Source organism: Micromonospora sp. KC723, from assembly GCF_004348595.1.
Classification (GTDB): domain Bacteria; phylum Actinomycetota; class Actinomycetes; order Mycobacteriales; family Micromonosporaceae; genus Micromonospora.
On record NZ_SMKD01000001.1, the window covers coordinates 1 to 23,477 of the forward strand.

At 71.1% G+C, this 23,477-nt stretch carries 20 protein-coding genes; 8 read left to right on the forward strand and 12 right to left on the reverse strand.

Annotation, left to right across the window (positions count from 1 at the left end; translation table 11 throughout):
- Both E1165_RS00005 and E1165_RS00010 read right to left on the reverse strand, forming a co-directional pair.
- A partial coding sequence (locus tag E1165_RS00005; RefSeq protein WP_132386358.1) for a hemerythrin domain-containing protein occupies positions 1-485 on the reverse strand: 485 nt, incomplete at its 3' end.
- Positions 478-1,695 (reverse strand): hypothetical protein, encoded by a 1,218-nt coding sequence (locus E1165_RS00010; protein WP_132386360.1) that lies wholly within the window; start codon positions 1,693-1,695, stop codon positions 478-480. The genes E1165_RS00005 and E1165_RS00010, both read right to left, overlap by 8 nt.
- 406 nt (positions 1,696-2,101) lie before the next feature.
- Between E1165_RS00010 and E1165_RS00015 the strand changes: the two genes are divergently transcribed.
- Positions 2,102-5,029: a hypothetical protein gene (locus E1165_RS00015; protein WP_243704506.1), complete on the forward strand. Its 2,928-nt coding sequence runs from the start codon at positions 2,102-2,104 to the stop codon at positions 5,027-5,029.
- 61 nt (positions 5,030-5,090) lie between these two features.
- Here the strand turns inward: E1165_RS00015 and E1165_RS00020 are convergent, their stop codons facing one another.
- On the reverse strand, positions 5,091-7,919 hold the full coding sequence (locus E1165_RS00020) for a BTAD domain-containing putative transcriptional regulator (RefSeq protein ID WP_132386364.1): 2,829 nt from the start codon (positions 7,917-7,919) through the stop codon (positions 5,091-5,093).
- 167 nt (positions 7,920-8,086) lie between these two features.
- On the opposite strand from E1165_RS00020, the gene E1165_RS00025 reads away from it, so the two are divergent.
- Positions 8,087-8,548: a hypothetical protein gene (locus tag E1165_RS00025; RefSeq protein ID WP_132386366.1), complete on the forward strand. Its 462-nt coding sequence runs from the start codon at positions 8,087-8,089 to the stop codon at positions 8,546-8,548.
- A gap of 226 nt (positions 8,549-8,774) precedes the next feature.
- On the opposite strand, the gene E1165_RS00030 is transcribed toward E1165_RS00025, so the two are convergent.
- Both E1165_RS00030 and E1165_RS00035 read right to left on the reverse strand, forming a co-directional pair.
- A complete protein-coding gene (locus E1165_RS00030; RefSeq protein WP_132386368.1) occupies positions 8,775-9,416 on the reverse strand; it encodes a maleylpyruvate isomerase N-terminal domain-containing protein in 642 nt (213 codons plus the stop codon).
- Positions 9,413-10,297: an NAD(P)-dependent oxidoreductase gene (locus E1165_RS00035; protein ID WP_132386371.1), complete on the reverse strand. Its 885-nt coding sequence runs from the start codon at positions 10,295-10,297 to the stop codon at positions 9,413-9,415. The genes E1165_RS00030 and E1165_RS00035 overlap by 4 nt, the downstream gene beginning before the upstream one ends.
- A 129-nt stretch (positions 10,298-10,426) precedes the next feature.
- Here E1165_RS00035 and E1165_RS00040 point away from each other — a divergent pair, with 129 nt between their 5' ends.
- Positions 10,427-11,455 (forward strand): helix-turn-helix domain-containing protein, encoded by a 1,029-nt coding sequence (locus E1165_RS00040; protein ID WP_132386373.1) that lies wholly within the window; start codon positions 10,427-10,429, stop codon positions 11,453-11,455.
- A 91-nt stretch (positions 11,456-11,546) separates the two neighbouring features.
- Here the strand turns inward: E1165_RS00040 and E1165_RS00045 are convergent, their stop codons facing one another.
- Positions 11,547-12,044: a DinB family protein gene (locus E1165_RS00045; protein WP_132386375.1), complete on the reverse strand. Its 498-nt coding sequence runs from the start codon at positions 12,042-12,044 to the stop codon at positions 11,547-11,549.
- Positions 12,045-12,623: 579 nt separating this feature from the next.
- Between E1165_RS00045 and E1165_RS00050 the strand changes: the two genes are divergently transcribed.
- Positions 12,624-13,067 carry an MmcQ/YjbR family DNA-binding protein gene (locus E1165_RS00050; protein WP_132386377.1) on the forward strand — a complete coding sequence of 148 codons (444 nt, stop codon included), beginning with the start codon at positions 12,624-12,626 and terminating at the stop codon, positions 13,065-13,067.
- Between the two features lie 83 nt (positions 13,068-13,150).
- Positions 13,151-13,381 carry a preprotein translocase YidC gene (locus tag E1165_RS00055; protein WP_132386379.1) on the forward strand — a complete coding sequence of 77 codons (231 nt, stop codon included), beginning with the start codon at positions 13,151-13,153 and terminating at the stop codon, positions 13,379-13,381.
- A gap of 131 nt (positions 13,382-13,512) precedes the next feature.
- On the opposite strand, the gene E1165_RS00060 is transcribed toward E1165_RS00055, so the two are convergent.
- The 5 genes from E1165_RS00060 to E1165_RS00080 form a co-directional block, all read right to left on the reverse strand.
- On the reverse strand, positions 13,513-14,151 hold the full coding sequence (locus E1165_RS00060) for a GNAT family N-acetyltransferase (RefSeq protein ID WP_132386381.1): 639 nt from the start codon (positions 14,149-14,151) through the stop codon (positions 13,513-13,515).
- A gap of 80 nt (positions 14,152-14,231) precedes the next feature.
- Positions 14,232-15,113 (reverse strand): Gmad2 immunoglobulin-like domain-containing protein, encoded by an 882-nt coding sequence (locus E1165_RS00065; protein ID WP_243704507.1) that lies wholly within the window; start codon positions 15,111-15,113, stop codon positions 14,232-14,234.
- Entirely contained in the window at positions 15,110-16,570 is a 1,461-nt protein-coding gene (locus E1165_RS00070; protein ID WP_132386384.1) for a HAMP domain-containing sensor histidine kinase, read from the reverse strand. Before E1165_RS00070 ends, E1165_RS00065 begins: the two co-directional genes overlap by 4 nt.
- A 12-nt stretch (positions 16,571-16,582) precedes the next feature.
- Complete coding sequence (locus tag E1165_RS00075) at positions 16,583-17,263, reverse strand: response regulator transcription factor (RefSeq protein ID WP_132386386.1); 681 nt, start codon at positions 17,261-17,263, stop codon at positions 16,583-16,585.
- 87 nt (positions 17,264-17,350) lie between these two features.
- On the reverse strand, positions 17,351-17,932 hold the full coding sequence (locus E1165_RS00080; RefSeq protein WP_132386388.1) for a hypothetical protein: 582 nt from the start codon (positions 17,930-17,932) through the stop codon (positions 17,351-17,353).
- A 234-nt stretch (positions 17,933-18,166) separates the two neighbouring features.
- Here E1165_RS00080 and E1165_RS00085 point away from each other — a divergent pair, with 234 nt between their 5' ends.
- The 3 genes from E1165_RS00085 to E1165_RS00095 all read left to right on the forward strand — a co-directional run bounded on the left by E1165_RS00085 (position 18,167) and on the right by E1165_RS00095 (position 21,560).
- A complete protein-coding gene (locus E1165_RS00085) occupies positions 18,167-18,865 on the forward strand; it encodes a response regulator transcription factor (RefSeq protein WP_132386390.1) in 699 nt (232 codons plus the stop codon).
- The gene (locus E1165_RS00090; RefSeq protein ID WP_132386392.1) at positions 18,862-20,565 is read left to right on the forward strand and encodes a cell wall metabolism sensor histidine kinase WalK; all 1,704 of its coding nucleotides are present in this window, start codon (positions 18,862-18,864) and stop codon (positions 20,563-20,565) included. Before E1165_RS00085 ends, E1165_RS00090 begins: the two co-directional genes overlap by 4 nt.
- Before the next feature lie 92 nt (positions 20,566-20,657).
- On the forward strand, positions 20,658-21,560 hold the full coding sequence (locus E1165_RS00095; RefSeq protein WP_132386394.1) for a phytanoyl-CoA dioxygenase family protein: 903 nt from the start codon (positions 20,658-20,660) through the stop codon (positions 21,558-21,560).
- A 191-nt stretch (positions 21,561-21,751) separates the two neighbouring features.
- Here E1165_RS00095 and E1165_RS00100 read toward each other — a convergent pair whose 3' ends face one another.
- The gene (locus E1165_RS00100; protein WP_371687284.1) at positions 21,752-22,732 is read right to left on the reverse strand and encodes a serine protease; all 981 of its coding nucleotides are present in this window, start codon (positions 22,730-22,732) and stop codon (positions 21,752-21,754) included.
- Positions 22,733-23,477 lie beyond the last annotated feature (745 nt).

Sequence of the window (23,477 nt, forward strand, 5' to 3'; positions counted from 1 at the left end):
GGTCGGGTGGGGGCTGTCGCTTCGGCGGCCCGCACGGCGGCGGCGAGGCCGCGCAACTGGTCGGCGGGGACGTGTTGGCGTAGCCGGGGGAACTCGTAGCGTTCCTCGTAGCGGGCGTGCGTGAGCACGGCGTCGCGCAGCAGGATGACGCCGGTCTCGAAGCCGTCGGCGTCCACACCGCCCGCGATCAGCGTCCGCAGCGTCTCCTTGGCCTGACGTTCCTCGGCCAACCGCTCGTCGACCATCGCGTCGCCGCCACCCCCGGGCAGGCCTCGGGCCAGCGGATGGACAACCTCCTCCTCGGCGGTCTCGTGCGCCGCGAGCAGCCTGACCAGGTCGTCGAAGGCTTCCCGTCGGGTGTCGCCGGTGCCGCCGATGACGAGCAGGAACAGTTGCTCGATCCGCGCGTGCTGGGCGAGCAGCAGATCGACCACGTCCTCCTCCCCCGGGGAGTTCGGCGTGGCCGGGGCGCCGGTGTCAGTCATGGCTGCCTCCGTCTCCGGCGCGCAGACCCGCCACCGGGTGCGGGCCCTCGGTCTCGATCCGGTACTCGTCGCCGAAGCGGTCCCGGTGCATGTCGATGACCTGCTCGCTCGGTGGCTGCTGGCCGTCGTGCAGCTGCCGCTGCATCCACTCGAAGCGCTCGTGCGCCTCCCGTACGTACCCCTCGCCGAGCTTGGTGAGGTCGATCTGGGTCGCCAACAGGTGGCGTAGGTACTCCTTGTTGGGTTCGAAGGTCAGCGGCTCGGGCAGGCCCGTGCCGCCGACGATCTCCTCCGGTTCCCGGCCGTCGTGCCGGCGCAACAGGTCGGCGGCCTGCTGGAGGTGGGCCAGCTCCATCTGCAGGTGCAGTTCCCACACCGCCTTGATCCGCGGGTCGCTCTCCTGCTGGAGGAAGGAGTAGTAGAGCCAGCATTCGTTGTACTCGTGGGTGAGCAGCCGCTCCCACCAGGTCTCGCCCGGGTCCACGAGGGACTCGTAGTGGGTGACGTGTTCCTGTTCGATCAGGCTGATCTCCTGGTAGAGCTGGCGGGCGATCGGCTCCATGTACTGCGGGCCGACGTTCATGTAGTAGAACATCACCTGCTGCTCGGCTGACAGGATCGTCAGTGCGTTCAGCTTCGACCGTGGGTCGACGCCGTTCCGGTCGTAGGGGGTACGGACCTCGTCGAACGGGTGTCGGTGCTCCCGCACGGTGGGTCGACCCGGCATGACCTCGGTGAGCCCGTCGACGACCTTCTCAGCCTTGCGGCGCTCGACCATCTCGTACAGGTTGGCGTAGCGGTACAGATGGTCGAAGTCCTCCAGGACACCGAACTCGTACGCCTGCTTCAGGTACGGGTCGGGTTCGTGGCGGGCAACCCAGGCGGTCAGGTCCACCGCCACCTGTTCGTAGCCCAGGGTCGTCTCCAGCACGCTGGCCACGCCGGGCAACAACCAGTTCACCACCCGCTGCTGCTGGCTCTCGACGTACCGGACGTACGCCAGCTGGCGGCGGACCTCCTGGTCGGGGCAGTTGCGGGCGAACTGGTGCTGGAAGTTGATCGCCTCCACCTCGATGCCGTTCATCGTGATGATCCGACAGCGGGTGTAGGGGTCGACCGCCTCCGGGTCGATCGGTTCCACGTTCAGCTCGCGCCAGTTGCGGATCTGGTTCTCCAGGGGAATCCCCTTGTGGTCCAGTGGATTGAACATCGCCTCTCCGTTCACTTCGGGGTCTACCAGGGCGTCACCGGCCTTGCTCCACCTTGGGTCCTACCCACAGTGATGTGTCTTACACGAAGAGCGTCACCGCACGCCGGAAGCCAGTCCGGCGATCCCTACGTGGGGCCCACCCGACGAGGTGCGGAAAGGACCGTGAGGTCAGCGGATTTTCAGTGGTCGATCAGCGGTGACCGGTACGTTCCGTCGGCCCAATGGCGGGCACGCCAGTTCCGCACCACCAACGCTCCGTCGACATCGGCACGGGCCGGGCCTTCTCGTCGAGGCAATGAGGTCCTGACGTCAGCCTTCCCCCGCGCGGACCCGACGGTGTCCGGTGCCGGTGCGCCCGCCTCGCCCACCCCCGGCAGCGAGGAGCAGCGTGAGACACATCCTGGCAATGGGTACAGCCGCGGTCACCCTGGCCGCGACCGTACTGGTCGGCGGCCCGTCACAGGCCACACCGCCCGACGGCGCCGCACGCCCCGTCGGCGCCCGACCGGCGCCGTCGGCGCCCGAACCCACGCACGACACCGGCCAGTACGCGCCGCAGCGCGCGAAGCCGTACCAGCCGGTGACCCCGGACCGCAAGGCCAAGCGGCCGAAGGCGAGCCCGCCGGACTTCGGGCCGCACGAGAGGATCGTCCGCGCCTACCACCGTGGCCAGCTCTCCCTCGACGAGACCGTGCGGTACGGCACGATGTCGATCGACTCCCCGGCTTCGGTGCCCGCGCGCCTGCGTCCCACCGGCCCCGTCAAGAACCCCACGACGTACCTGAAGTACCTGTCGATGCTGTCGGCCAGGGCGACGCCGGACGCGTCCCGCGCCATGACACCGACGATCACCGCGCCCGCACCCGCCGCCGCGGCCGCCGCGTACGACGACTGCGGGGCCGAGGACTACGAGTACCTCGACGTCAACTACAAGTGCCGGGCCAGCGCCGGCGAGTTCCTCATCCTGTACAACGTCGCCGGCGGCGGCCAGCCCGGCATCCCGCCGGTGTACAACCCGAACGGGCGGCCGGAGGCCGTGCAGCACATGCTGAACTCGCTGTCGATCGCGGTCGGCGAGTACCGGGAGATGGGGTACCCCCTGCCGGTTCGCGCCGACAAGCCGTACGTGCTCGTGTACGGCGTGGACAAGCTCGGCCGGGCGGAGGTCACCGCGCCGATGGTGTTGCCGTTGGGCATGAACCAGCAGCCCACCATCCTGGTGCCGACCAGCGAGACCGAGTGGGACTACATGCCCCGGCACGAGCTGTTCCACGTCATGCAGTACCAGTACTGGGACCGCTCCGACGTCGTCGCGGACTGGCTCTGGGACTTCGTGGGCGGCAAGGAGTTCGGCTCGATGAACTGGTGGATGGAAGCCACCGCGGAGTGGGCGGCCCACCAGACCTACGCCCGCACCGGCGGGTGGAGCCCGCTCGGCGAGGACGACCTCTACGCCCGCAACGTGCCCGACGTGCTGAGAAAGCCGGGGCAGGCACTGAACTCGTGGGGCGGGCTCGGTACCGGTTCACAGTACGGATCGTTCCTGCTTCCCGCGTATCTCACCGAGCGAACCGACGGCGCGTTCGTTCGGCACACCTGGGAGAGCGTCCGGGACCACGACCACCTGCCGATCGAAGCGATCCGTAACGCGGTCGCGGGCTACGGCATGAACTTCAAGCACATGCTGCTGGGCTACCACATCGCCAACTACCGGCTGGCGAAGGCGAACAATCCCTCCCTACCGACCCCGCCGGGCAGTTGGGACCTCTACGGCTACCAGGACTCCGACTCCACCCTGTGGCGGTCGAACCTGTACGGCTACACCGAGACCAACGACGACGGGTTGGGTGATGCCCGGCCGGCGCGCAAGAAGCACACCGTCGCGGCCGGTACGCACACCGAGTACCAGGACATCCTGCGCAAGGGCGGCGCGGTCTACCACGACTTCTGGGCCAAGGCGCAGTCCGGCGACCCGAGCTGTGGTTACTGCTCCACCCTGCTGGTGGACACCACCAAGGACCCGAACCGCAGCTCCGCCATCATCATCTGGTCGCCCAAGGGCAGCCCCGGCTCACTGGCCGAGTACCCGACCATCGAGACGGTGAAGTACCCCGACGCCGGCGGGCTCATCACGGTGTCGAACTTCGCGTACCCGATGGTGGCCACGCTGGTGACCACCTGGACCGAGCTGGAGGTCCACTCCCAGGACGCCGCCGACTCCCCCAAGACGTTCAGCACCTACATGGAGACCACGCTGCCGCTGAAGGAACGGCAGTGCTCGCTGCGGGCCCCCAACGTCACCAGCCTGAGTCTGAACGTCGCCCCCGAGTCGACGTTCAACAACTACGCGGCCAGCACCCCGGACGGCTGGACCGGCGGCGACTCCACCTACTCGGTGAAGCTGCCGGACGGCCGCATCATCTGGCTGTTCTCCGACACCTGGCTCGGCCCACTCAACGCCAACGGCACCCGGCCAACGACGGCGCCACTGGTGAACAACACGTTCGTGGTGCAGAACGGCAACAACCTCACGACGTACCACGGCGGGACGGCCGGGGCGCCCAGACCCATCATGGGCCCCACCTCCACGACCACCTGGTTCTGGATCGGTGACGGCCACCTCTCCGGCGGCCGGTTGCAGGCGGTGTACCAGGAGTACCTGAAGTTCGGCCCCGGGTCGTGGGACTTCCGGTTCAACCGCAACGTCGTGGCGGACTTCGACCTGAGCAACCTGCGCACCCCCGTCCGGGTCCGCGACCTGCCCTCGGCCAGTGGAGTGGCGTGGGGTTCGGCGCTGTTGCCGGCGAGCCGAAGCGGTGACGGCTACACCTACATCTACGGCGTCGACGACTCGCCGACGCACAAGCAGATGCGCATCGCGCGGGTCCAGGGCGACGACCTCGGCTCCGGCACCTGGCAGTACTACACGCCCTGGGGCTGGTCGTTCCGGGAGCAGAACGCCCGCAACACGCTCACCGGCATCGCGAACGAGTACAGCGTGACGCCGTGGAACGGCCAGTACCTGCTGCTCAGCCAGGACAGCACGGAGGCGTTCAGCGGCCGGATCATGGCGTACACGTCGTGCTCGCCGTTCGGGCCGTTCACCAACCGCACCGAGGTCTACCGGATGCCCGAACCGGGCCCGTACGGCAGCTACTGGGACGGTGACATCATCTCGTACAACGCGCACGTCCACGCGTCACTGAGTTCGGGCAACACCTTCGTCGCCTCGTACAACGTGAACAGTATGGACACCAGGGTGAGCCCCGAAGGGGACCACTACCGGGACCCGGGGATCTACCGCCCGAGGTTCTTCCGGTTCACGCTCGGATAGCTCGGCCGGCGGTGTGGCGGCGCGGGACCCGCGCCGCCGCACCGCCGCCGTGGCCGACGGGTCATCCCGGCCCAGTCTGCCGGGCCGGAGGCCGGGGTGCCTCCTCCGACACCCGGGCGGATCCCTGCCGCGACAACCGCCGCATCCGCTCGGCCAGCGCGGCGGCCGCGGCGGCGTCCAGGCCGTGCAGCAGGGCCAGCGCCCGTCGCCACGCTCGCCCGCACTCGGCCACCTCGCCGGCGGCGAGCCGGCTCTCCCCGAGGCTGATCAGGGTGCGCGCCGAACCCATCCGGTCGCCGCACTCCTGCCACATCTCCAGGCTGTGCTCGTAGCACCGGATGGCCAGGGAATACGCGCCGCGCTGGTGGTGGATGTACCCCATGCTGTCCCATCCGGCCGCCTCGCCGTGGCGGTCCGCGCTCGCCCGGAGCAACGCCAGCCCTGCCCGGCAGTGCACCAGCGCCTCACCGTACTCGCCGAGCTGGGCGTGCTCCCAGCCCAGCGCGGCGAGGGTCCGGGCCTCGCCGACGTCATCGCCCTCGGCGCGGAACAGGTCCAGGGCGAGCTTCAGATGGCCGACCGCCTCCCGGTGGCGGTTCTGCCGGTCGCGCATCCTGGCGACGTCCAGTTGCACGTGCGCCTGCCCGGCCCGGTCGTCGACCGCCCGGTAGCGGTCGAGCGCGTACCGGTAGTTCGTTTCGGCGTCGTCGTGCCGACCGAGCCGGTCGTAGCCGTCGGCCAGGTACCGGTACGCCACCGCCTCTGCCGCGGTGTCCCCGACCTTCGTCGCCATCGCGACCGCCGTGCGCTGGGCCCGCACCTGGTCGTGGCGGTGCCACTGCCGGCTCAGCCACGGCTTGATCGCCCAGGCGAGCTGCCAGGCGTGGGCGGCGAACCCCTCGGCCGCGGCGCGGTCGATCGCGGCCAGGACCGCCACGCGTTCGGCGGCGAACCACGCGAGGGCCTGCTTCCGGTCGGTCGGTTCGTCGACGTGCACGTCGTCGACGCGGGGCTCGAACCGGACCGGCGGGCGGTTCGGCTCCACGAGCGTGGCGACGTGCCCGGCGCTGTGCAGGTAGTGGTCGAGGAGCCGGCGTAGCGCCCGGCGGCGGTCCTCCGCCGGCTCGGTGGCCCGCGCCAGTTCTTCCGCGTACGCCCGGAGCAGGTCGTGGAACAGGTACCGGCCCGGGGTGTGCTCCTCGATCAGGTGTGCCCGGATCAGCTCGCCGATCAGTGCCCGCGCCCGCGACACCGGCAGCCCCGTGAGGTTGGCCGCCGCGGACAGGCTGATGTCGGGGCCGATGTGCAGGCCGAGCCACCGGAACACCCGGGCGGTCGCCGGCCCGAGCGACCGGTAGGACCAGGAGAAGACGGTCCGCACGTCGGTGGCGGAGTCACCGTTGGCCAGGGCGTCGAGGCGGCCACGGCTCTCCCGCAACTCGGCCGCGAGCGAGGCCAGCGTCAGCCGGGGATTGGTGGCGGCGCGGGCGGCGACCACGGCCAGCGCCAGATGCAGCCGCCCGCATGATTCGACGATCTCCGCGGCTGCCCGCGATTCGCCGGTCACCCGCTCGCCACCGAGGCGCTTGGCGAGGAAGGCTCGCGCCTCCACCGCGGAGGGGCGCCCGAGCGGAAGCGGGGTTGCGCCGTGTCCGGCCACCAGTCCGGCCAGCTGGTCACGGCTGTTCACCAGGACGAAGCAACCCGGCGCTCCCGGCAGCAGCGGGCGGACCTGCGCCGCGTCCCGTGCGTTGTCCAGCACGATCAGGACGCGTCGCTGCGCGACGACCGTGCGGAAGAGGGTGGACTGCTCGTCCACGCTCGCCGGAAGTCGTTTTGCCGGGACGCCCAGGCCGGCCAACAGCCGGCGGAGGGCCTCCGCCGGATCCATCGCGGCGTCCCTGGTGTCGAAGCCGCGCAGGTTCACGAAGAGCTGCCCGTCCGGGAAGCGATCGACGACCCGGTGGGCCCAGTGCACGGTGAGTGCCGTCTTGCCCGCTCCGGGAGCGCCACTGACCACGGCGATCGCGACACCGGCGTGCCGCGACTCCAGCAGCGCGTCGAGCGCGGCCAGCTCGGCGGTACGACCGGTGAAGTGGGGTACCTCCGTGGGCAACTGCCGGGAGCAGGGAGTGTCCCGGACCGGCGGCGTCACCGGGAGATCGTCTGCCAGCACCGCCTGATGGACGCGGTGTAGTTCGTCGCTCGGCTCGATGCCGAGATCCCTGGTCAGCCGGAGCCGGGTTTCCCGGAACACCTCCAGAGCTTCGGTACGCCTGCCCGCGCGATGCAGCGCGGTCATCCACAGCGCTACCGCGTTCTCCCGCATCGGGTGCTCGGCGACGACAGCGGCCAGCCGGGCCACCGCGTCGGCGGTCCGCCCCGCGCTCAGCTCGGCCCGGGACAGCTCCTCGATGGCGGCGACCCGCTCCTGCTCGAGCGTCTGCCCGAGGGTCGCCGGCAGCCACTCGCCGGCGACGTCGGCGAACGCCGGACCGCGCCACAGGCCGACGGCGGAGCGCAGCAGTTCGTCGGGCGAGGTGAGACCGTTCTGCGCCTGCTCGACCAGCCCCCTGAACCGGTGCAGGTCCACCGATTCACGCGGCACGGTCAGCTGGTAGCCGTGACCCGCCGTCGCCAACTCCACTCCCGGGATGCCCCGGACGAGCCGACGGAGTCGGGACACGTGCCCCTGGATGGCGTTGCGCGCGGAGGCGGGCGGACCGTCGCCCCACAGCGCGGTGACCATCTGGCCGAGGGGCACCACGTGCCCCGGGGCCAGCAGGAGCATCGCCAGGATGGTCCGCTGCTGCGCGTTCGTCGGACGTAGCTGTTGCCCGTCCCGCCACGCGCCGACCGGCCCCAGCACCCGGAACTCGACACCGTCCACCGTCCCCCGCTCCCGAGCAGACCGCCTCGAGCGGCTCAGCTTACTGTCCACACCCGATTCGGCGTTGGCCCGACCGCGTCATGTTCAGCGGGATTTCAGGGCCCTTTCACGGGTCGCCGGTACGGTTCCGGCGATCCAGATCGGACACCGACCACGGGAGCACCACTATGACTTTCCGTACCCTTCGTCGTGCCGGCGTGCTGGCCGCCTGCCTCACCACCCTGGGTGCCGCCAGTCTGGTCACCGCCGGTCCCGCCCAGGCCGCGGTCTCCTGCTCGGGCACCGTGACCTTCAGCAAGACGGTGCCGAGCAGCAACCCCGTCGGCGAGCTGGTCATCTACTACAACAGCAGCAACGGTGGCACCAACAGCGCCTGCTTCTACCACCGGGGGGCCACCTACGGGAACTCCGCGTTGACCGGGGTGCAGATCGCGCGGTGCACGCAGCGCTCGGGTGAGGGACGGCCCTGCGACTTCGCCGCGATCTCCGCCCCGGACGAGGGCACCTACGCCTACCACGCCGGGCCGGTCGGCGTCACCGGCACCGCCAACTACTGCGTTTCGGCGAAGGGCTGGATCGCGTGGGGCGGCCGGGTCCACTCCGTGGACAGCCTCACCCAGGGTTGCTGACGAGCGCCATCTCGCACGCCCGCCGGCAGCGGCTCCCAGACGCGGGGCCTACGTCAACGACGTGGAGGTGACCGCTGACTCCGACGCCACCGTGGGACGCGACGCGTCGACACCGAGGGCACCGCCCCGCGTAGCCACTGCGGCGGTGCCGGCTCGGGGATGTCGACCTCCCGCGAGGTACGGCGACCAGCCCACGCAACTCCCCCGACGGGCCAATCAGGTCACGTCAACCGGCGATCCCAACCCGTCGCCCGACACCTGGCGGGCGAGGTGGCCCGCCTGGCCGTCGCTGCACCCTCCCGTTCCACTGCCACTGCTTGCGGCGACCGAGGTGGGGCAGGGCGATCCGACCGGTGCACCACAGCAGGGTGTCGGCGGCGGTGGGACCGGCCGGGGCGTCCGGGAACAGCCGCTCGACGGCGGGGCCGCACAGCCAGTCCGGTGGCGTCCAGTCGAGTTCGAGGGCCCGGGCGATGTCATGGGTGTGCACGACCAACTCGACGATCCCCATCGCGGCGAAGCCGGTGCCGTCGGAGTGCCCCCACGGGTGCCAGGCGCGGACATCGGGGGTCGCCTCGCGAACGGCCCAGGCGAGGACGGTTCCGGCGATCCGGAGGCCTTCCAGGCAGACCGGGGTCGGTGCGTGCGGGTCGAGCGAGGCGAAGAGCGCGATGTACCGGTCGGCTGGCTGGGCGATGAGCAGCCCGGCGTAGCCGACGACGCCGAGCGCCACGTGGTCGAGCGTCTCGCGACAGGTCCACTCCAGTCCGGCGGCGTTACGGGACCAGTCCTGGTCGGTCGCCTTCTCCAGCACCCGGATGCATTCGCCGGCCGCCGACAAGACCAGGTTGGGCCAGGAGTTGTTCATGCCCGGCGTGCCGGCGCGAAGTGCTCGACGATGCGCGCGTAGCTGTCGAGGGCATGACCGTCGGCGACCGCCTCTTCGACGAGCCTCTTGGTGTACTCGGCTGCCGTGGCGTCGATGCCCCGGGCCCGGCTCTCCTCGATCAGGTGCTCGACCGGGGAGAGATGGGTCTCCAGCGTGGCGTCGCTCGCCGGGTAGTCGCCGGTGTCGATCTGCTCGGCGTACGGCGTGAGGAACGAGGCGACTCCGGTGAGCCACTGCCTGGCCAACGGCAGGAAGGCGGTCGCCGGGACGTTCTCGCTGCCCACCAGCGCCGCGGCGTGCATGAAACCGTTGAAGGTGCTCCACATGATGCCGAGCAGCGCCACGTCGTACACCGACGCGAGACCCACGTCGGCACCCAGGTGAGTGGTGCCACCGCCAAGGGCCGTCAGCGCCGGCCGGTGTGCCGCGAATGTCTCCGACGGACCGCTGTAGAGGATGAGCGCCTCCGCAGTGCCGATGCCCGGTGGGGTCATCATGATGGCCCCGTCGAGGTATCCGGCGCCGCGTTCGGCGGCCCAGCCGGCCATCGCCCGCGCCTGCGCCGACGTGCCGGACGTCAGGTTGACCAGCACCCGGCCGGCGAGGGTATCGCTCACCGGGCCGAGGATCTCGTACGCGGCCTGGTAGTCGCGTACGCAGACCACCACCAGCGGACTGGCCGACACGGCGGCGGCGACGTTGTCCGTGCTTGTCGCTCCGGCGGCCACGAGTTCCTCGGCCCGGCCAGCCGTACGGTTCCACACCGTCGTCGGGTGCTCGCCGGACAGAAAGGCCCGGGCCAGCGCCCGGCCCATCATGCCGAGGCCGATCACCGTCACCGGCACACGTCCGTCACCCATCTTCATGTCCCCACTTCGTACGGGGCCGCTTTCCGGCCCGGCGGGAACAACGCTCGCATCGGATCACCTCGCCGGACAGTGGCAGGCCTGACGACATTCGCCAGTTTCCTGCCAACTACTCTGGCGATCATGAACCGGCACACGGTGGCGGCATCCGTCATCGACGACGCACCCCTGACCCCGTGGGACGTGTACGAGTTGGGCATCGCGTGCGCGGTCTTCGGCGGGTCGCACAACGACCTGGCCGACCCCTGGTACGACTTCCGGCTGTGCGGGATCCGACCGGGCAGCGCCCACGGCGGGCCGGGCCTCGTGGTGAACACCAACCACGGCATGGCCGAGCTCGCCGACGCCGACACCGTGATCGTGCCGTCGGTGCCGGACGACTGCGTCACCGGCGACCGACCGTTCCCACCCGAACTGATCGAGGCGCTCCGTCGCGCCGGCACCGCAGGGGCGCGGATCGTCTCGCTGTGCAACGGCGCATTCGCCCTCGCCGCCGCCGGCCTACTCGACGGCCGTCGGGCCACCGCCCACTGGGCCCACACGGAGTTGCTGGCGGAACGCTATCCGGCGGTCCACGTCGACGACTCCGTGCTGTACGTCGACGAGGGGCAGGTCCTCACCAGCGCCGGGCTCAGCGCGGGGCTCGACCTTTGCCTGCACCTCGTACGGCGCGACCTCGGTGCGCACGTCGCGAACCAGTTGGCCCGCCGCATGGTGGTCCTCGCCCATCGGCCCGGCGGGCAGGCGCAGTTCATCGAGCGCCCGGTCATGCCCAGCGACGACGACAGCCTCACCCCGGTGCTGCACTGGGCCATGGAGAAACTCGACCGGCCGCTGTCGGTGGATGCCCTGGCCGCGCGGGCACGGATGAGCCCCCGCACCTTCCACCGCCGGCTGCTCGCCGCAACCGGACTCACGCCGATGAAGTGGCTGCTCACCCAGCGCATTGCCCGGGCGCAGGCGCTGCTGGAAACCACCGACCTACCGATCGACGAGGTCAGCCGGCGGGCCGGGCTGGGCACCGCGAACAATCTGCGCCGGCACTTCTCCCTCCATGTCGGGCTGTCACCGACGGACTACCGGCGGGGGTTTCCCGCTGCCGGGGAGCGCCCACCGCCGCCGGTCGTCATGGCGGCGCTCCGGGCCGCCTGAACCAGGGCGAGCGGGAGCGGGCCGGCCAGCCACACCGGCAGGCGATGCCCGCATCGTTCGCCGGGCCGGAAGATGTCCCGACGACGGCGCGCTACCGGTGCGACAGCTGCTCGCGCAGGATGTCCGCGTGCCCGCAGTGCTGAGCGAGCTCACGCAGCACGTGGAGGTACACCCAGCGCAGCGGGAGCGGGCCACGCCGGTTCCCGTGCACCGTGTCGTCCAGCCCGAGCGACGACGTCGCGCGACGGGAAGCCGCACACGCTTCACGATGCGCGTGCTGGACGGTGGCGATGGTGTCGTCGTCGTGCAGGACAAAGGACTCGTCCGGCGTGGCCGGAATGCCGATCTCGGTACGCGGCCGGCACGTGATGGCCTCGTCGAACCAGACCTTCTCGACGAACGTGGCGTGCTTGACCAGGCCGAGCAGCGTGGTCCGGGAGGGCACCAGGGACCGGCGAGCCTGTTCCTCGGTCAGCCCGTCCAGGCAGTCATGCAGCGCCCTCCGGTGCTCGTCCAGGAACGCCTCGAACTGAACCCGGGCCGGCTGACCGATGACGTCTTCGGCGAACGTGGCGGGTGGGGAGGACATGCGGGAAGCATCGCAAAGGCCTTCGCCGCAGAGCAACTGCTGCCACCGACCCGCCCATGGACGTCGGGCACTCCCGGTCAACCCAGAATGGGCGGTCGCAGCACGGGTCAGTCACTCAGCTGCCGCACAAGACCCGCCCGGTCGATCTGCATCCAGTACTGCGTGATGACTCCGTCCTCCACCTGGTAGACGACGGAGTTGATCTGCCGGACGACCTTTCCGTGGCGGCATGGCCGTCGACGGTCGCCAGGTGACGCCCGGTCTGCGTCACCCGAACGTACGCCCGCGCGCCGTCCACCAGAAACTCGTCGGCTTCGAGGCGGAAGTCGCCCCAGGCCGTCCGCGTGAGTTCGACGCCGGTCAGGTACCACCAGGCTTGCGCCGACATCGCACCGCGGTCCGGCGAACGCCGCCCAGGTCGTCACCGCGACCAGGGGAGCGCCGAGGCCGACCGCCACCGGGGCGCGAGAACACCCCGGACAGTCCGCTCCCCGCAAGGCCATCAGAGGTGTCCCTGTGGTCACGGGGAGAACAGCTAGGCTGTGCGGGTGCGTGCAGTGGTGTCCTGGAGCGACCTCGATGACTGACGCCGGGGATGTCCGCCGGCTGGCGCTGGCACTGCCGCACGTGGTGGAGATCGACAGTGACGGCTTCGACTTCCGGGTCGCCGACAAGGGCTTCGTCTGGTCCTACCCCGAGCGCCGGCCCGGGATGTCGCGCCGCATCCGCACCGACATCGCCGTGCTGTACGTCGGCGACGAGGCGGAGAAGCAGGCGTTACTCCTCGGCGAGCCCGAGCTCTTCTTCACCACTCCGGCGTACGACGGGTCTCCCCTGGTCATGCTACGGCTGGCAGCGGTGAGCGTTGACCGCCTGGCGGAACTCGTCACCGACGCGTGGCGCATGCGAGCCCCGGAGTCGCTCGTCGGTGACCTCAACGATGGAGTGGACGGGTCAACGGGTCCGGACAAGCCGTTGGTCGCCATTGCTCCTGCCGCCTATCCGCGTGCCGATCCGGGCTGACCCTGCGCCCGAAATCGACGTTTCGTCGCGATGCTCCCGGGTAGCCCCACGACGGACGACACCGACGCAGCGGGAGGTAGCGCATGGGATATCGGGCGCGCGACGGTGAGCTGCCGGTCGACCCGGAGCACGCCGAGGACGAGGCCGGCCAGGCGCGGCTGGTCCAGGTCGAAGCGGACACCGAGGTGCCGACACCGGACGGGGCGCAGCCGGACGTGGTCACCGAGGACGACGGCTCAGGTGTGGCCGGTGGCGCCTCGGGCGGCAGCGGCGGCGGCTCCAGCATGCCGGGGCACCCGGACGCCGCCCGCTGACGACCGGCAGGACCGTGGACGTCGGCGAGGCGGTGGGCATCATCGCCGCCGGGTCGATCCGCGGTTCGACCAGCGCGGCGACGAGCCGGCTACCGCCGCCATGATCCTGCCCGGTCTCGCCGGGCGGCGGGCTACCCGGTGGTCGGCCGGCCGAGGTAGGTGACCGGGCCCGGATCGGGCACCGGAATCTCGTGGAAGCCCAACCGGTCGTAGAAGCCACGGGCCCGCACGTTCGCGGTCACCATGCCGACGTGCAGTGCGCCCGCCCCGGCCCGCGCGACGGCGGCGAGGAACGTCTCGATCAGCCGGCGACCGTGGCCCCCGCCCTGGGCCTCGGGCAGCAGGTCGATGTGCAGGTGGGCCGGGTAGTCGGCCAGTTGCGGCAGCAGCATCCGCTCCGGCCGGTGGTGCAGGGCGATCATCTCCTCGTCAGGCGTCCGGGGCGACCGCGTGGGTGCCGGGTACCGGTGGGCCAGTCGGGGAATCCACTCCGCACGGCAGGCGCGTACGAAAGAGGCGGTGTCCGCCGTGCCGAGGACGTACCCGACGACCCGCTCTCCCCGCGCCAACACGAAGGCCAGATCCGGTTCGAGATGGAGGTAGGGGCCGGCGAACAGATCGGGCATCAGGTCGTCGCTGGCGTACTTCCCGCGGGCGTCACCGCCCGCGTCGGCGGTGCGGACGCAGATGTCGTAGACCGCGTCGTGGTCCTCGTTTCGGTATCGCCGGATCACCGTGACCGGCCGTTCGCCCAGCGGCGTGCTGTCCATACGGGGACCGTAAGCGGTGTAACCGGTTCCAGCGCAAGCGGCTGATCGGCGCCGGCAGGAGGTTTCCCGACCCCCGACGGTCACCGACTCGCGGTGAGCCGTACGGGCACCGCGACGAGCTTGGTCCGTGACCCGTCCGCCGGCGACACCTCGTAGACCTCGACCGTGCCGGCCTGCTCCCGGTCGAGCCGGTAGCCCACGGAGACGTGGTAGTCGCGCCGGCAGCCGGTGCCGCAGGTGGCGGTGGTGAACGTGGTGGCGATCTCGCGGCCGGAGGCGTCCAGGACGCGGACGTTGACGGTGGCCTCGAACACGTCCGCCGTCCCGGCCACCGTGACCGGGCTGGTGACGAGCGCGCCGATCGCGGGCGTGGCCACGACAATCGGCGGAAGCAGGTCGGTGTAGTCGGCGCGGTCCACCGGGGCGGCGGTGCCGAAACGGACCCGCCGCACGGTGGGGAACTGGGTCAGCGTCCAGACGATCTGCGCCTCGCGCAGCCGTGCCGCGGCCGGCCCGCCGGGCGTCGGCACCGTCGCGAGCAGCGCCGTCCCGTCGGTGATCCGGGTGACCTCGACGCCGGCGGGCACCAGCGTGCCCAGCCCGACGGACGCCTCCACCGCCGTCGGTCCGGCCGCCAGTTCGTCCAACGCCAGGCGGGAGGTGGCCAGGGTCGCCGGACGGGTACGCCGGGTCGGCGTGATCCGCCCGTCCCGGACGTACCACAGCTCGACGGCGACCGTACCGGCCGGCGGCCGGGGCGGAGCCGGCGGCGTGCTGCGGGCGGTCGGGCGTGACGGTGCGGGTGGGCTGGTTGGCGGCGGTTCCGGGGTCGCGGCGGGCGGCATCGACGTGGTCGCCGGCGCCACCGTCGGGGCCGGCCCGAGAGAGCCCGACCGGGGCTCGCCACACCCGCCGACCAGGACCAGGGTGACGACGCCCAACGCGACCGCCGCGCGCCTCACGGCGCACCTCCCGGCCAATCGGCGCGCGGTTCCCCGACGGTAGTGTCCGGAGGGCCCGCGGTGGGGAGCGCGAGCCGGAACAGGGTGCCGCCGCCGGGTTCGCTGTCCACACTCAACCGCCCGCCGAGCAGGCGGGCGTTCTCCCGGGCGATCGCCAGTCCGAGCCCGCTGCCAGGCCCGCAGCGGGCCGGGTCGACCTTGTAGAAACGGTCGAAGAGCCAGGGCAGGTGCTCGGCGGGGATGCCAGGGCCCTCGTCGGTGATGTCGAAGACGACGTCCGCGCCGGCGCGGCGGGCACCGACGCGCACCTCGCCGCCGCCGTGCTCGACCGCGTTGGCGAGCAGGTTCCCGAGGACCCGTTCCAGCCGGCGGGGGTCGGTGCGCAGGTCGACGCGGGCCGCGTCGACGGCCACCCGCTCGGTCCAGCCACGGGCGCGCAGGATCGATCGCAGCAGCGCCGAGGCGTCGACCGTGGTCACGGCCAGTGGTTCCCGGCCCGCGTCCAGGCGGGAGATCTCCATCAGGTCCTCCACCAGTCGACGCAGCCGGACCACGTCGGTGACCAGCAGCTCCCCGGCGCGCCGGGTGTCGGCCGGAAGTTGGTCCAGGTGCTCGCGCAGCAGCGAGGCGGCGGCCACCAGGGCGGTGACGGGGGTACGCAGTTCGTGCGCGACGTCGGCGGTGAACCGCCGTTCCCGGGCCTGCGCCCGGGACAACGCCTCGATTTTGGTCTGGAGCGCCTCGGCCATCTCGTTGAACGAGGCCGCCCAGACGCTGAACTCGTCCCGACCGCGCACCGGTAGCCGGGTGGCGAGCAGCCCCTCGGTGAGCGCCCGGGCAGCCCGGCTGGCCCGGCCCACCGGGTCGAGGGTGCGGCGGGCGAGGGTGTGCCCCACGGCGGCGGCGAGCAGCACGACCAGCACCCAGCCGGCCAGCAGCGCGGTGCGGAGCTGGTCGAGTTCGACGGCGATCTCGTCCTCGACGGTGACCACGTACAGCTCGGCGGTCGAGCCGGGGACGCGACCGCCGACCACGAGCAACCGGGGCCGGGCCTGCGGGGCCGCGCGTTCGTAGCCGAGCTGTCCGGCCGCCACGGTTGCCCGCAGCCGTCCGCCCAGCGACGGCGCGTACCCGGGGTTCGACGGGTAGGTCCCGCCGTCGACGAGTACCACGTGCCGGCCGCTGCCCTCGAAGCTGTTCAGCAGCTCACTCCGACGCTCCGCGGTGAGCGGCACGAACTGCGCGGCGAGCACCAGCCGGTAGCGAGCGTCCGCCGCGGCCTGCTGGACCGACGCGTCGAACCGGGCCTGCCGCAGCAGCGTGTACGACCCGCCGGCGAGCAGCCCGGCGGAGACCCCGGCGACCAGCACGAACGCCACGGTCAGCCGGCGGCGCAGGCGATCGGGGACGACCGGATCCGCTGTCGGGTGCCCGCTGCTCTGCTGCCATCCACGCACCGGGCACCTCCCTCACGCCGGCGACAGCTTGTAGCCGACACCCCGCACCGTCCGGACCAGCCGCGGGTGGGCCGGGTCGTCCTCGACCTTGGCGCGCAGGCGCTGCACCGCCACGTCGACCAGCCGGGAGTCGCCGAGGAAGTCGTGTTGCCACACCCGCTCCAGCAGCAGTTCGCGGGTGAAGACCTGGCCGGGCCGGCGGGCCAGCTCCAGCAGGAGCCGGAACTCGGTGGCCGTCAACGCGAGGTCCCGCCCGTGCTTACGGGCCACGAAACTGGCCGGGTCGATCTCCAACCCAGCGACCTCGATGGCGGTCGGTGCGGGCGGCTCGGTGGCCCGACGCAGCACCGACCGGACCCGGGCGACCAGCTCCGGCAGGTCGAACGGCTTGCGCAGGTAGTCGTCGGCGCCGCACTCGAGCCCGACGACCACGTCGATGGTGTCCGTACGGGCGGTCAGCATGAGGATCGGCACCCGGCTGGTCCGCCGGATCTCCCGGCAGACCTCGAACCCGTCCAGGCCGGGCAGCATCACGTCGAGGACGATCAGGTCGACCGGCCTGGCCCGCCACCCGGCCAGCCCCGACCGACCGTCGGCGGCGGTGTCCACCCGGAAGCCGGCGCGTCGCAGGCCGAGGGCGGTGACCTCACGGATGGAGGCGTCGTCCTCGACGATGAGCACCCGGCCTTCCATGCGCTGAGCGTAGCCCGGTGAGCCTCCCCGCTGACCTGCCGAAACGGTTGGCGTGGCGGGCCCGGTCGGGACCGGGCCCGCCAGTCGTCACTCCTGCCACTGGTGGGCGACGTCGAGCGCGATCCGGCTGTGCGAGCCGGGGCCGGCCAGCACGAGCACCCGGAACGGCAGCCGCGCCCGCACCCCGACGGCGAAGGTGGTGTAGCCCTCGAAGCTGCCGCCGAACACCACGTCCCGCAGCGTCCGGTGGCGCAGCACGTTGGCCGTGTGCTCGCCGACCCGGTAGGGGACGGTGGCGGCGTGACCGTCGTCGTACGCCGGGGCCTGCAACGAGACCCGCAGCAGCTCGTCCCCGGCGGTGTACGGCGACAGCGGCAGCCCTTCGCCCTCGGTCCACGTCTCGCCGTAGGTGACGGTGTAGCCGCTCACCGGGCCGGCGAACTCGAAGACCACCCGGTCGAAGCAGTCGTGCCGGCCCGTCCGCACCTCCACCAGGGCGGCGCTGCTCAGCGAGCCGGCCGCCTTCGTCCCGCTGCCCCAGGTGATACCGCAGTACGGCGAACCGGTCGCCGCCTTCGCCGTCGCGGCGGTGCGCGCGGCCGTGCCGGTGCCGGCGACCAGCCCGGCGGTCACGACCACCAGCACCGTGAGTCCACTCCTGATCCGCATCTGTCTCCTCCTTGTCCGGTCCGTTCCGGCACCGAACTCCGTCGCTGCGGCACCGTGGGTCCACGATGGAAACGGTTCACGGCAGCGACTTCGCCGGGGCGTAACAGCCGGGTAACAGCCAGTCGGCGGCGTCGGGTCCCTGATCCGGCGCGGGCGGTCTCGCCTGGGGCGTGTCGTGGGGCAACCTTCACGACTTCTTCACCCCCGCCGCGGTCCCGCCGGCCAGAATGAGGCATGAACGCCCGGATCCTGATCGCCGAGGACGATCCCAAGCAGGCCCGTCTGATCCAGCTCTATCTGGAACGGGAAGGACACCGCACGCTGGTGGTCGGCGACGGCCGCTCCGCACTCGAGCAGTGCCAGGCCCGCCGCCCCGACCTGGTCGTGCTCGACATCATGATGCCCAGGGTCGACGGGCTGGACGTGTGCCGGAGGTTGCGGGCGGAGTCGGACATGCCGGTCCTCCTGCTCACCGCCCGGAGCACCGAGGACGACGTCCTGCTCGGCCTCGACGTCGGGGCCGACGACTACGTGACCAAGCCGTACAGCCCACGCGAGCTGGTGGCCCGGGTGCGGGCTCTGCTGCGGCGCTCCGGAGTGGTCGGCGCGGGCAACCGGGAGGTGCTCGCCGTGGGCGACCTGGAGGTCGACGCGGGCCGGTTCGAGGTACGGGTGGCCGGACGGCCGGTGACGCTGACGGCCAAGGAGTTCGGCATCCTGGAGGTGCTCGCCGCGGCCCCGGGCCGGGTCTTCACCCGATCCCAGATCATTGACAAGGCCTTCGGGTTCGACCACTTCGTGCTGGAACGTACGGTCGACGCGCACGTGATGAACCTGCGTCGCAAGATCGAGGCGGACGTCTCCCGACCGCGCTACGTGCAGACCGTCCACGGTCGCGGATACCGGCTGGCGGAGCACAGGCCATCCCGATGAGTTTCCGCCTCCGGGTGCTCGCGCTGGTGGCGCTCGTCGCGTTGACCGCCACCGCCGCGACCGCGTGGCTGGTCCTGCGACAGGCGTCGCAGCAGATCACCGAGTCGGTGACGGCCGACCAGAAGACCACCGCGATGATCACCGACGAGCTTCGTGGGTACGGGATGCGACACGGCACCTGGGAGGGCGTCGCCAGCGTCGTGGAGCGGCTGCACGGGCAGACCGGGCAGCGGATCCGGCTCATCACCGAGGGTGGCGAGGTGTTGGTGGACACCGACCACCTCCAGGGGAGAAGGGCCCGCGAGGTGACCGACCCGCCGATCTCGGTCAACCCCCGCCACGTGCTGCACCTGCCGGAGACGGAGCTGCCACCCGGCATCGTTTCCGCGGTCACCGCCCAGATCGACGACTACCGGCAGGGCATCTTCCACGCCGCCTGCCTCACCCGCAGCGGCGCGCAGGTTCTCGTGACCGACGGCCCGTACGGCGTGCCCCGGTACTCGGCCAGCCCCGCCGACGGTCTCCAGGCCGTGGCCGACTGCGCGGCCCCGACGTCGTCGGACGTCGCGCGCCGCCGTGACCAGGAGATGGTGTCGGCGTGTGTCGGGCCCACGCGCGCGCCTGCCGTGTTCCCCAGCCCAACGCCGGGGAAACCGAGGGATGACGAGCCCGCCGACGGGAAGCCGCTCACGCGCTGCCTCCGGCAGGCTTTCAGCCAGCGCGTCGTCGAGTTCGCCCCGCAGACGCTGGCGGTCTACGTCGGCGCGCGCGACGAGCCCACGCCTTCACCGCTGGCGGTGGGGCCGGTGCTGGTTGCCACCGGCCTGGTCGCGGTGCTCGCGATCGCGGGCTCACTGCTGGTCAGCCGGCGGGTGCTGCGCCCGATCGAAGCGCTCACCAGTGCCTCCCGCCGGCTCGGGGCAGGCGACCTCACCGAGCGGGTGCCCGTGGTCGGCCAGGACGAGTTGGCCGTGCTCGCCCGCTCCTTCAACCGGATGGCCGACTCGCTACAACGGGGTGAGGAACGGCAGCGCCGGCTGGTCGCGGACGTGGCGCACGAGCTGCGTACCCCGCTGGCCAACCTCCGGGGATATCTGGAGGCGCTCAAGGACGGGGTGGTGCCGCCGGACCCGGCGCTGTTCGCCTCCCTGCACGAGGAGGCGGTGCTGCAGCAGCGGATCGTGGACGACCTGCAGGACCTGGCCCTGGCCGAGGCGGGCACCCTGGTCTACCACCGCTCGGTGGTGGACCTCGCCGAGCTGCTGGAGACCTGCCGGATCGCCCATCAGGCGGTGGCCGACGCCGCCGGGGTGCTCCTGGTGACGTCGGCAGCCGATCCGGTTCATGTGAACGCGGATCCGGACCGGCTGCGGCAGGTGCTGGGAAACCTCCTCAGCAACGCGCTGCGGGCGACCGCCGGCGGCGCGGTGACCCTGGCCGCCACCGGGGCAGGGCAGCAGGCGGTGATCACCGTGGCCGACACGGGCACCGGTATCACGCCGGAACACCTGCCGTACGTCTTCGACCGGTTCTGGCGCGCCGACGCGGCGCGTGGCCGGAGCACCGGCGGCAGCGGTCTGGGACTCGCGATCGTCCGCCAGATCGTGGCCGACCACGGCGGCACCGTGTCGGTCGCGAGCGAGTTCGGGGTCGGGACCACGTTCACCATCCATCTACCGCTTCTTCTGACGGTCCACTGAGGCCGCACTCCATCCGCACGCGCTCTTGACGGCTTCTTCACGACCGGTGACTAGCTTCGGCGCCACCGAACGGAACGAAGGATGGGCGAGAGATGGAGCTGGCGACCGAGTACCCGCGTTTGACCGGGTTTGAGCCGATCACCGAGGTGGACCGTAAGGAGTTCCATGCGCAGGGCTTCCTGCTGCTACGTAACGTGCTCACCGAGCGTCACCGGGAGCGGTTGGCGGCGGCGGTCGACCGGATCCACGCGGAGGAGGTCGCGGCCGGTCGATCGACCGAGGACGGCACGGTGCACCTTCTGGGGTTCCTGGACCGGGACGAGCTCTTCGCCGACCTGCTCGTCCATCCGACCACCTTCCCGTACGTGTGGGGCCTCCTGGGCTGGAACATCTACACCCATCACCACCACCTGGACGTCACGCCGCCGGCTCGGGAGCCGGAGCGGCCGTACTGGGGCTGGCACCAGGACGGCTACCGGCAGAACTCGGATCCGGAGACGCTCGACGGATCCCCTCGGCCGATGTTCTCCCTGAAGATCGCGTACGTGCTCTCGGACCTCTCGGAGACCGGCCGTGGCGCGACCAAGGTGATCCCCGGCAGTCACCTGCAGAACACGCTCGACCGGCCCGCCTCGCTGCCCCACCCGGATCCCGCCGGGACGGTGGAGATCACCGCGAGGCCCGGCGACGCGTTCGTCTTCGACCGCCGGCTGTGGCACTCCCGGTCGACCAACCTGTCCTCGATCAGCCGGAAGATGCTCTTCATCGGGTACACGTACCGGTGGATCCGGCCGCTGGACGAGCTGTCGATCGACCGGGCCGGCCCGTGGTGGGCGCGGCGGTCGCCGCTGCAGCGCCAGCTGCTGGGTGACGGTACGCACACCGCGAACCACTGGGGCGTCGGGTGGGACGGGTACGTCGATGAGGAGATCCCGCTGCGCCGGGAACTCGTGCAGCGGGGCCTGCTCGACCGCTCGGTCCCCTGGCTCCGCTGAGGCCCTCCGGGCCGCCGGGACCGCCCTCACCGACATCCTCGCCATCGCCGCCCCGGCGAGGCGGTGACGACCCGGGCAGGGGCAGCACCTGGTCCTCCGTCGCCACGGCTCGACCCGTGGGCACCGTGCGACCGGGATGGGAACGGGGGAAGCCCCGGCCCGTGGGCCGGGGCTTCCGATGAGCACGTGACTCACGCCGGGGAGAGAGCCTCGGCGTAGTCGTACAGGCTCTTGATGTCGTTGTCGAAGTACGGGCCGTCGAACTGTCCGTTGCCCGGGTTGTCGCCGTGACTCACGACGCTGTTGATGTACCCGTAGCCGGTCTGGTCGTTGTACTCCTGCAGCCAGGGTCCGCCGCTGGAGCCGTAGGTCATGTTGCAGTACATCCGGATCTGCTGGCCGCCGGCGTGCCAGGTGTTGCCCTGGCAGTAGTACTGGCTCTCGCCGCCGCCCAGGTTGGAGGGGTAGCCGAGCGCGGTGACGTAGACGTTGTAGCCGTAGTTCCAGCGCAGCCCGTTGCCGCCGACCGTCTCGACCACCTTCGCGCCGTAGATACCGCCGTTGTTCATGATGGCGATACCCATGTCCTCGTCGAGGTTGCTGTTGCTGACCCAGGCGGTACGAGCCGTCAGGTTGTACGCCACGAACGTGCCGAACGGACGCGCGCCGTTGCGGTACCGCGGGACGAACTGCCAGTTGCTGTACCACTGGCCGCCGCGGCCCTGGTGCACGCAGTGCCCGGCGGTGACGACCAGGCGCCGCTTGCCGCTGGCAACGGTGCTGGCGGAGCACGAGGCGAGCCCGCCGGTGGGAGTGGTGAAGTAGACCTTGCCGACGGTCTGCGACTCGTTGAGCATGACGCGGACGTCGTCACCGCTGGCGATGCTCGGCTTCACCGGCGCGACCGCGCCCACCGGTCCGTCGGGCTTCGGCGCACGGAGCGACGACTCGGTGGAGCGGGCGGGCCTGGCGAAGTCCAGGTTGACGGCCTTCGCCATGCGCTCCGGGGTCCAGAACGCGGCGACCTCCTTCGCGACGGCTTCGTTGGTGATCGCCCGACCGTCACTGGTGCGGGCGACGCTGGTCGTGTTGCCGTTCCGGTCGGTCGTGGACGGCTTCGCCTCGACGGCCGGTGCGCCGGTCACGATCAGCGCGAGGGCCAGGCTGGCCATTGCGGACCATTGCAGAGCGGGTTTCAAGAGGTTCTCCCTTGTCCGTGGTGCTCCATTCGGGCTATCGCAGCATATTGAACGGACTGGATTGATCGGAATACCAACGCGATGACGGATCACCGACATTTTCTTTCCGGCAACCAGAAAGGTCAAAAGCGAGATCGCGTGGCGCTCTCCCGCAAACCCGCCAGAGGACCAGCAGTCGGGACCGAAACAACTGACTGGCCACATTCCATCCAAACAGGAACGAGGCAGCGAGCCGAGCCAGCAGGAGCGATCGGCGCCAATCGGGCGCTTCAATCACTTCTATCAACAAGTCGACCCGCCCGCCCGGCGACAGTCGAATGACGCGACCAAGAAACAGTTGACCCAATTAATGCCAATGTCACATGCCGGTTGCGTAACGCAGATTGCGGCCCGCTCGAGGGAAACACCGGCGCCATCGAAACCTGCATCCACACAGTTATTGCAACGGCGTGGATTCCCGTGGGGACGGGCTCTTTCCCACCGGGGAGTGGCCGTGGCGTTAACCGGCGAGGCCACGCACGCGCGTCACCGATGATGTCGAGACTGAGCCACACTGGTCGTCGGCGGCGGATGCCTTCTGCGGCATGACGGGTGAGGACGGCTCGCGCGACCGGCGTCGCCTGCCCGGGTGACCGCATAGCCTGACCCGGGCCGGGCCCTTCCAGGTCCGTCCCCCGATGCGGTCACGATGTCGCCTGCCCGGGGGTGGGTGGGAACG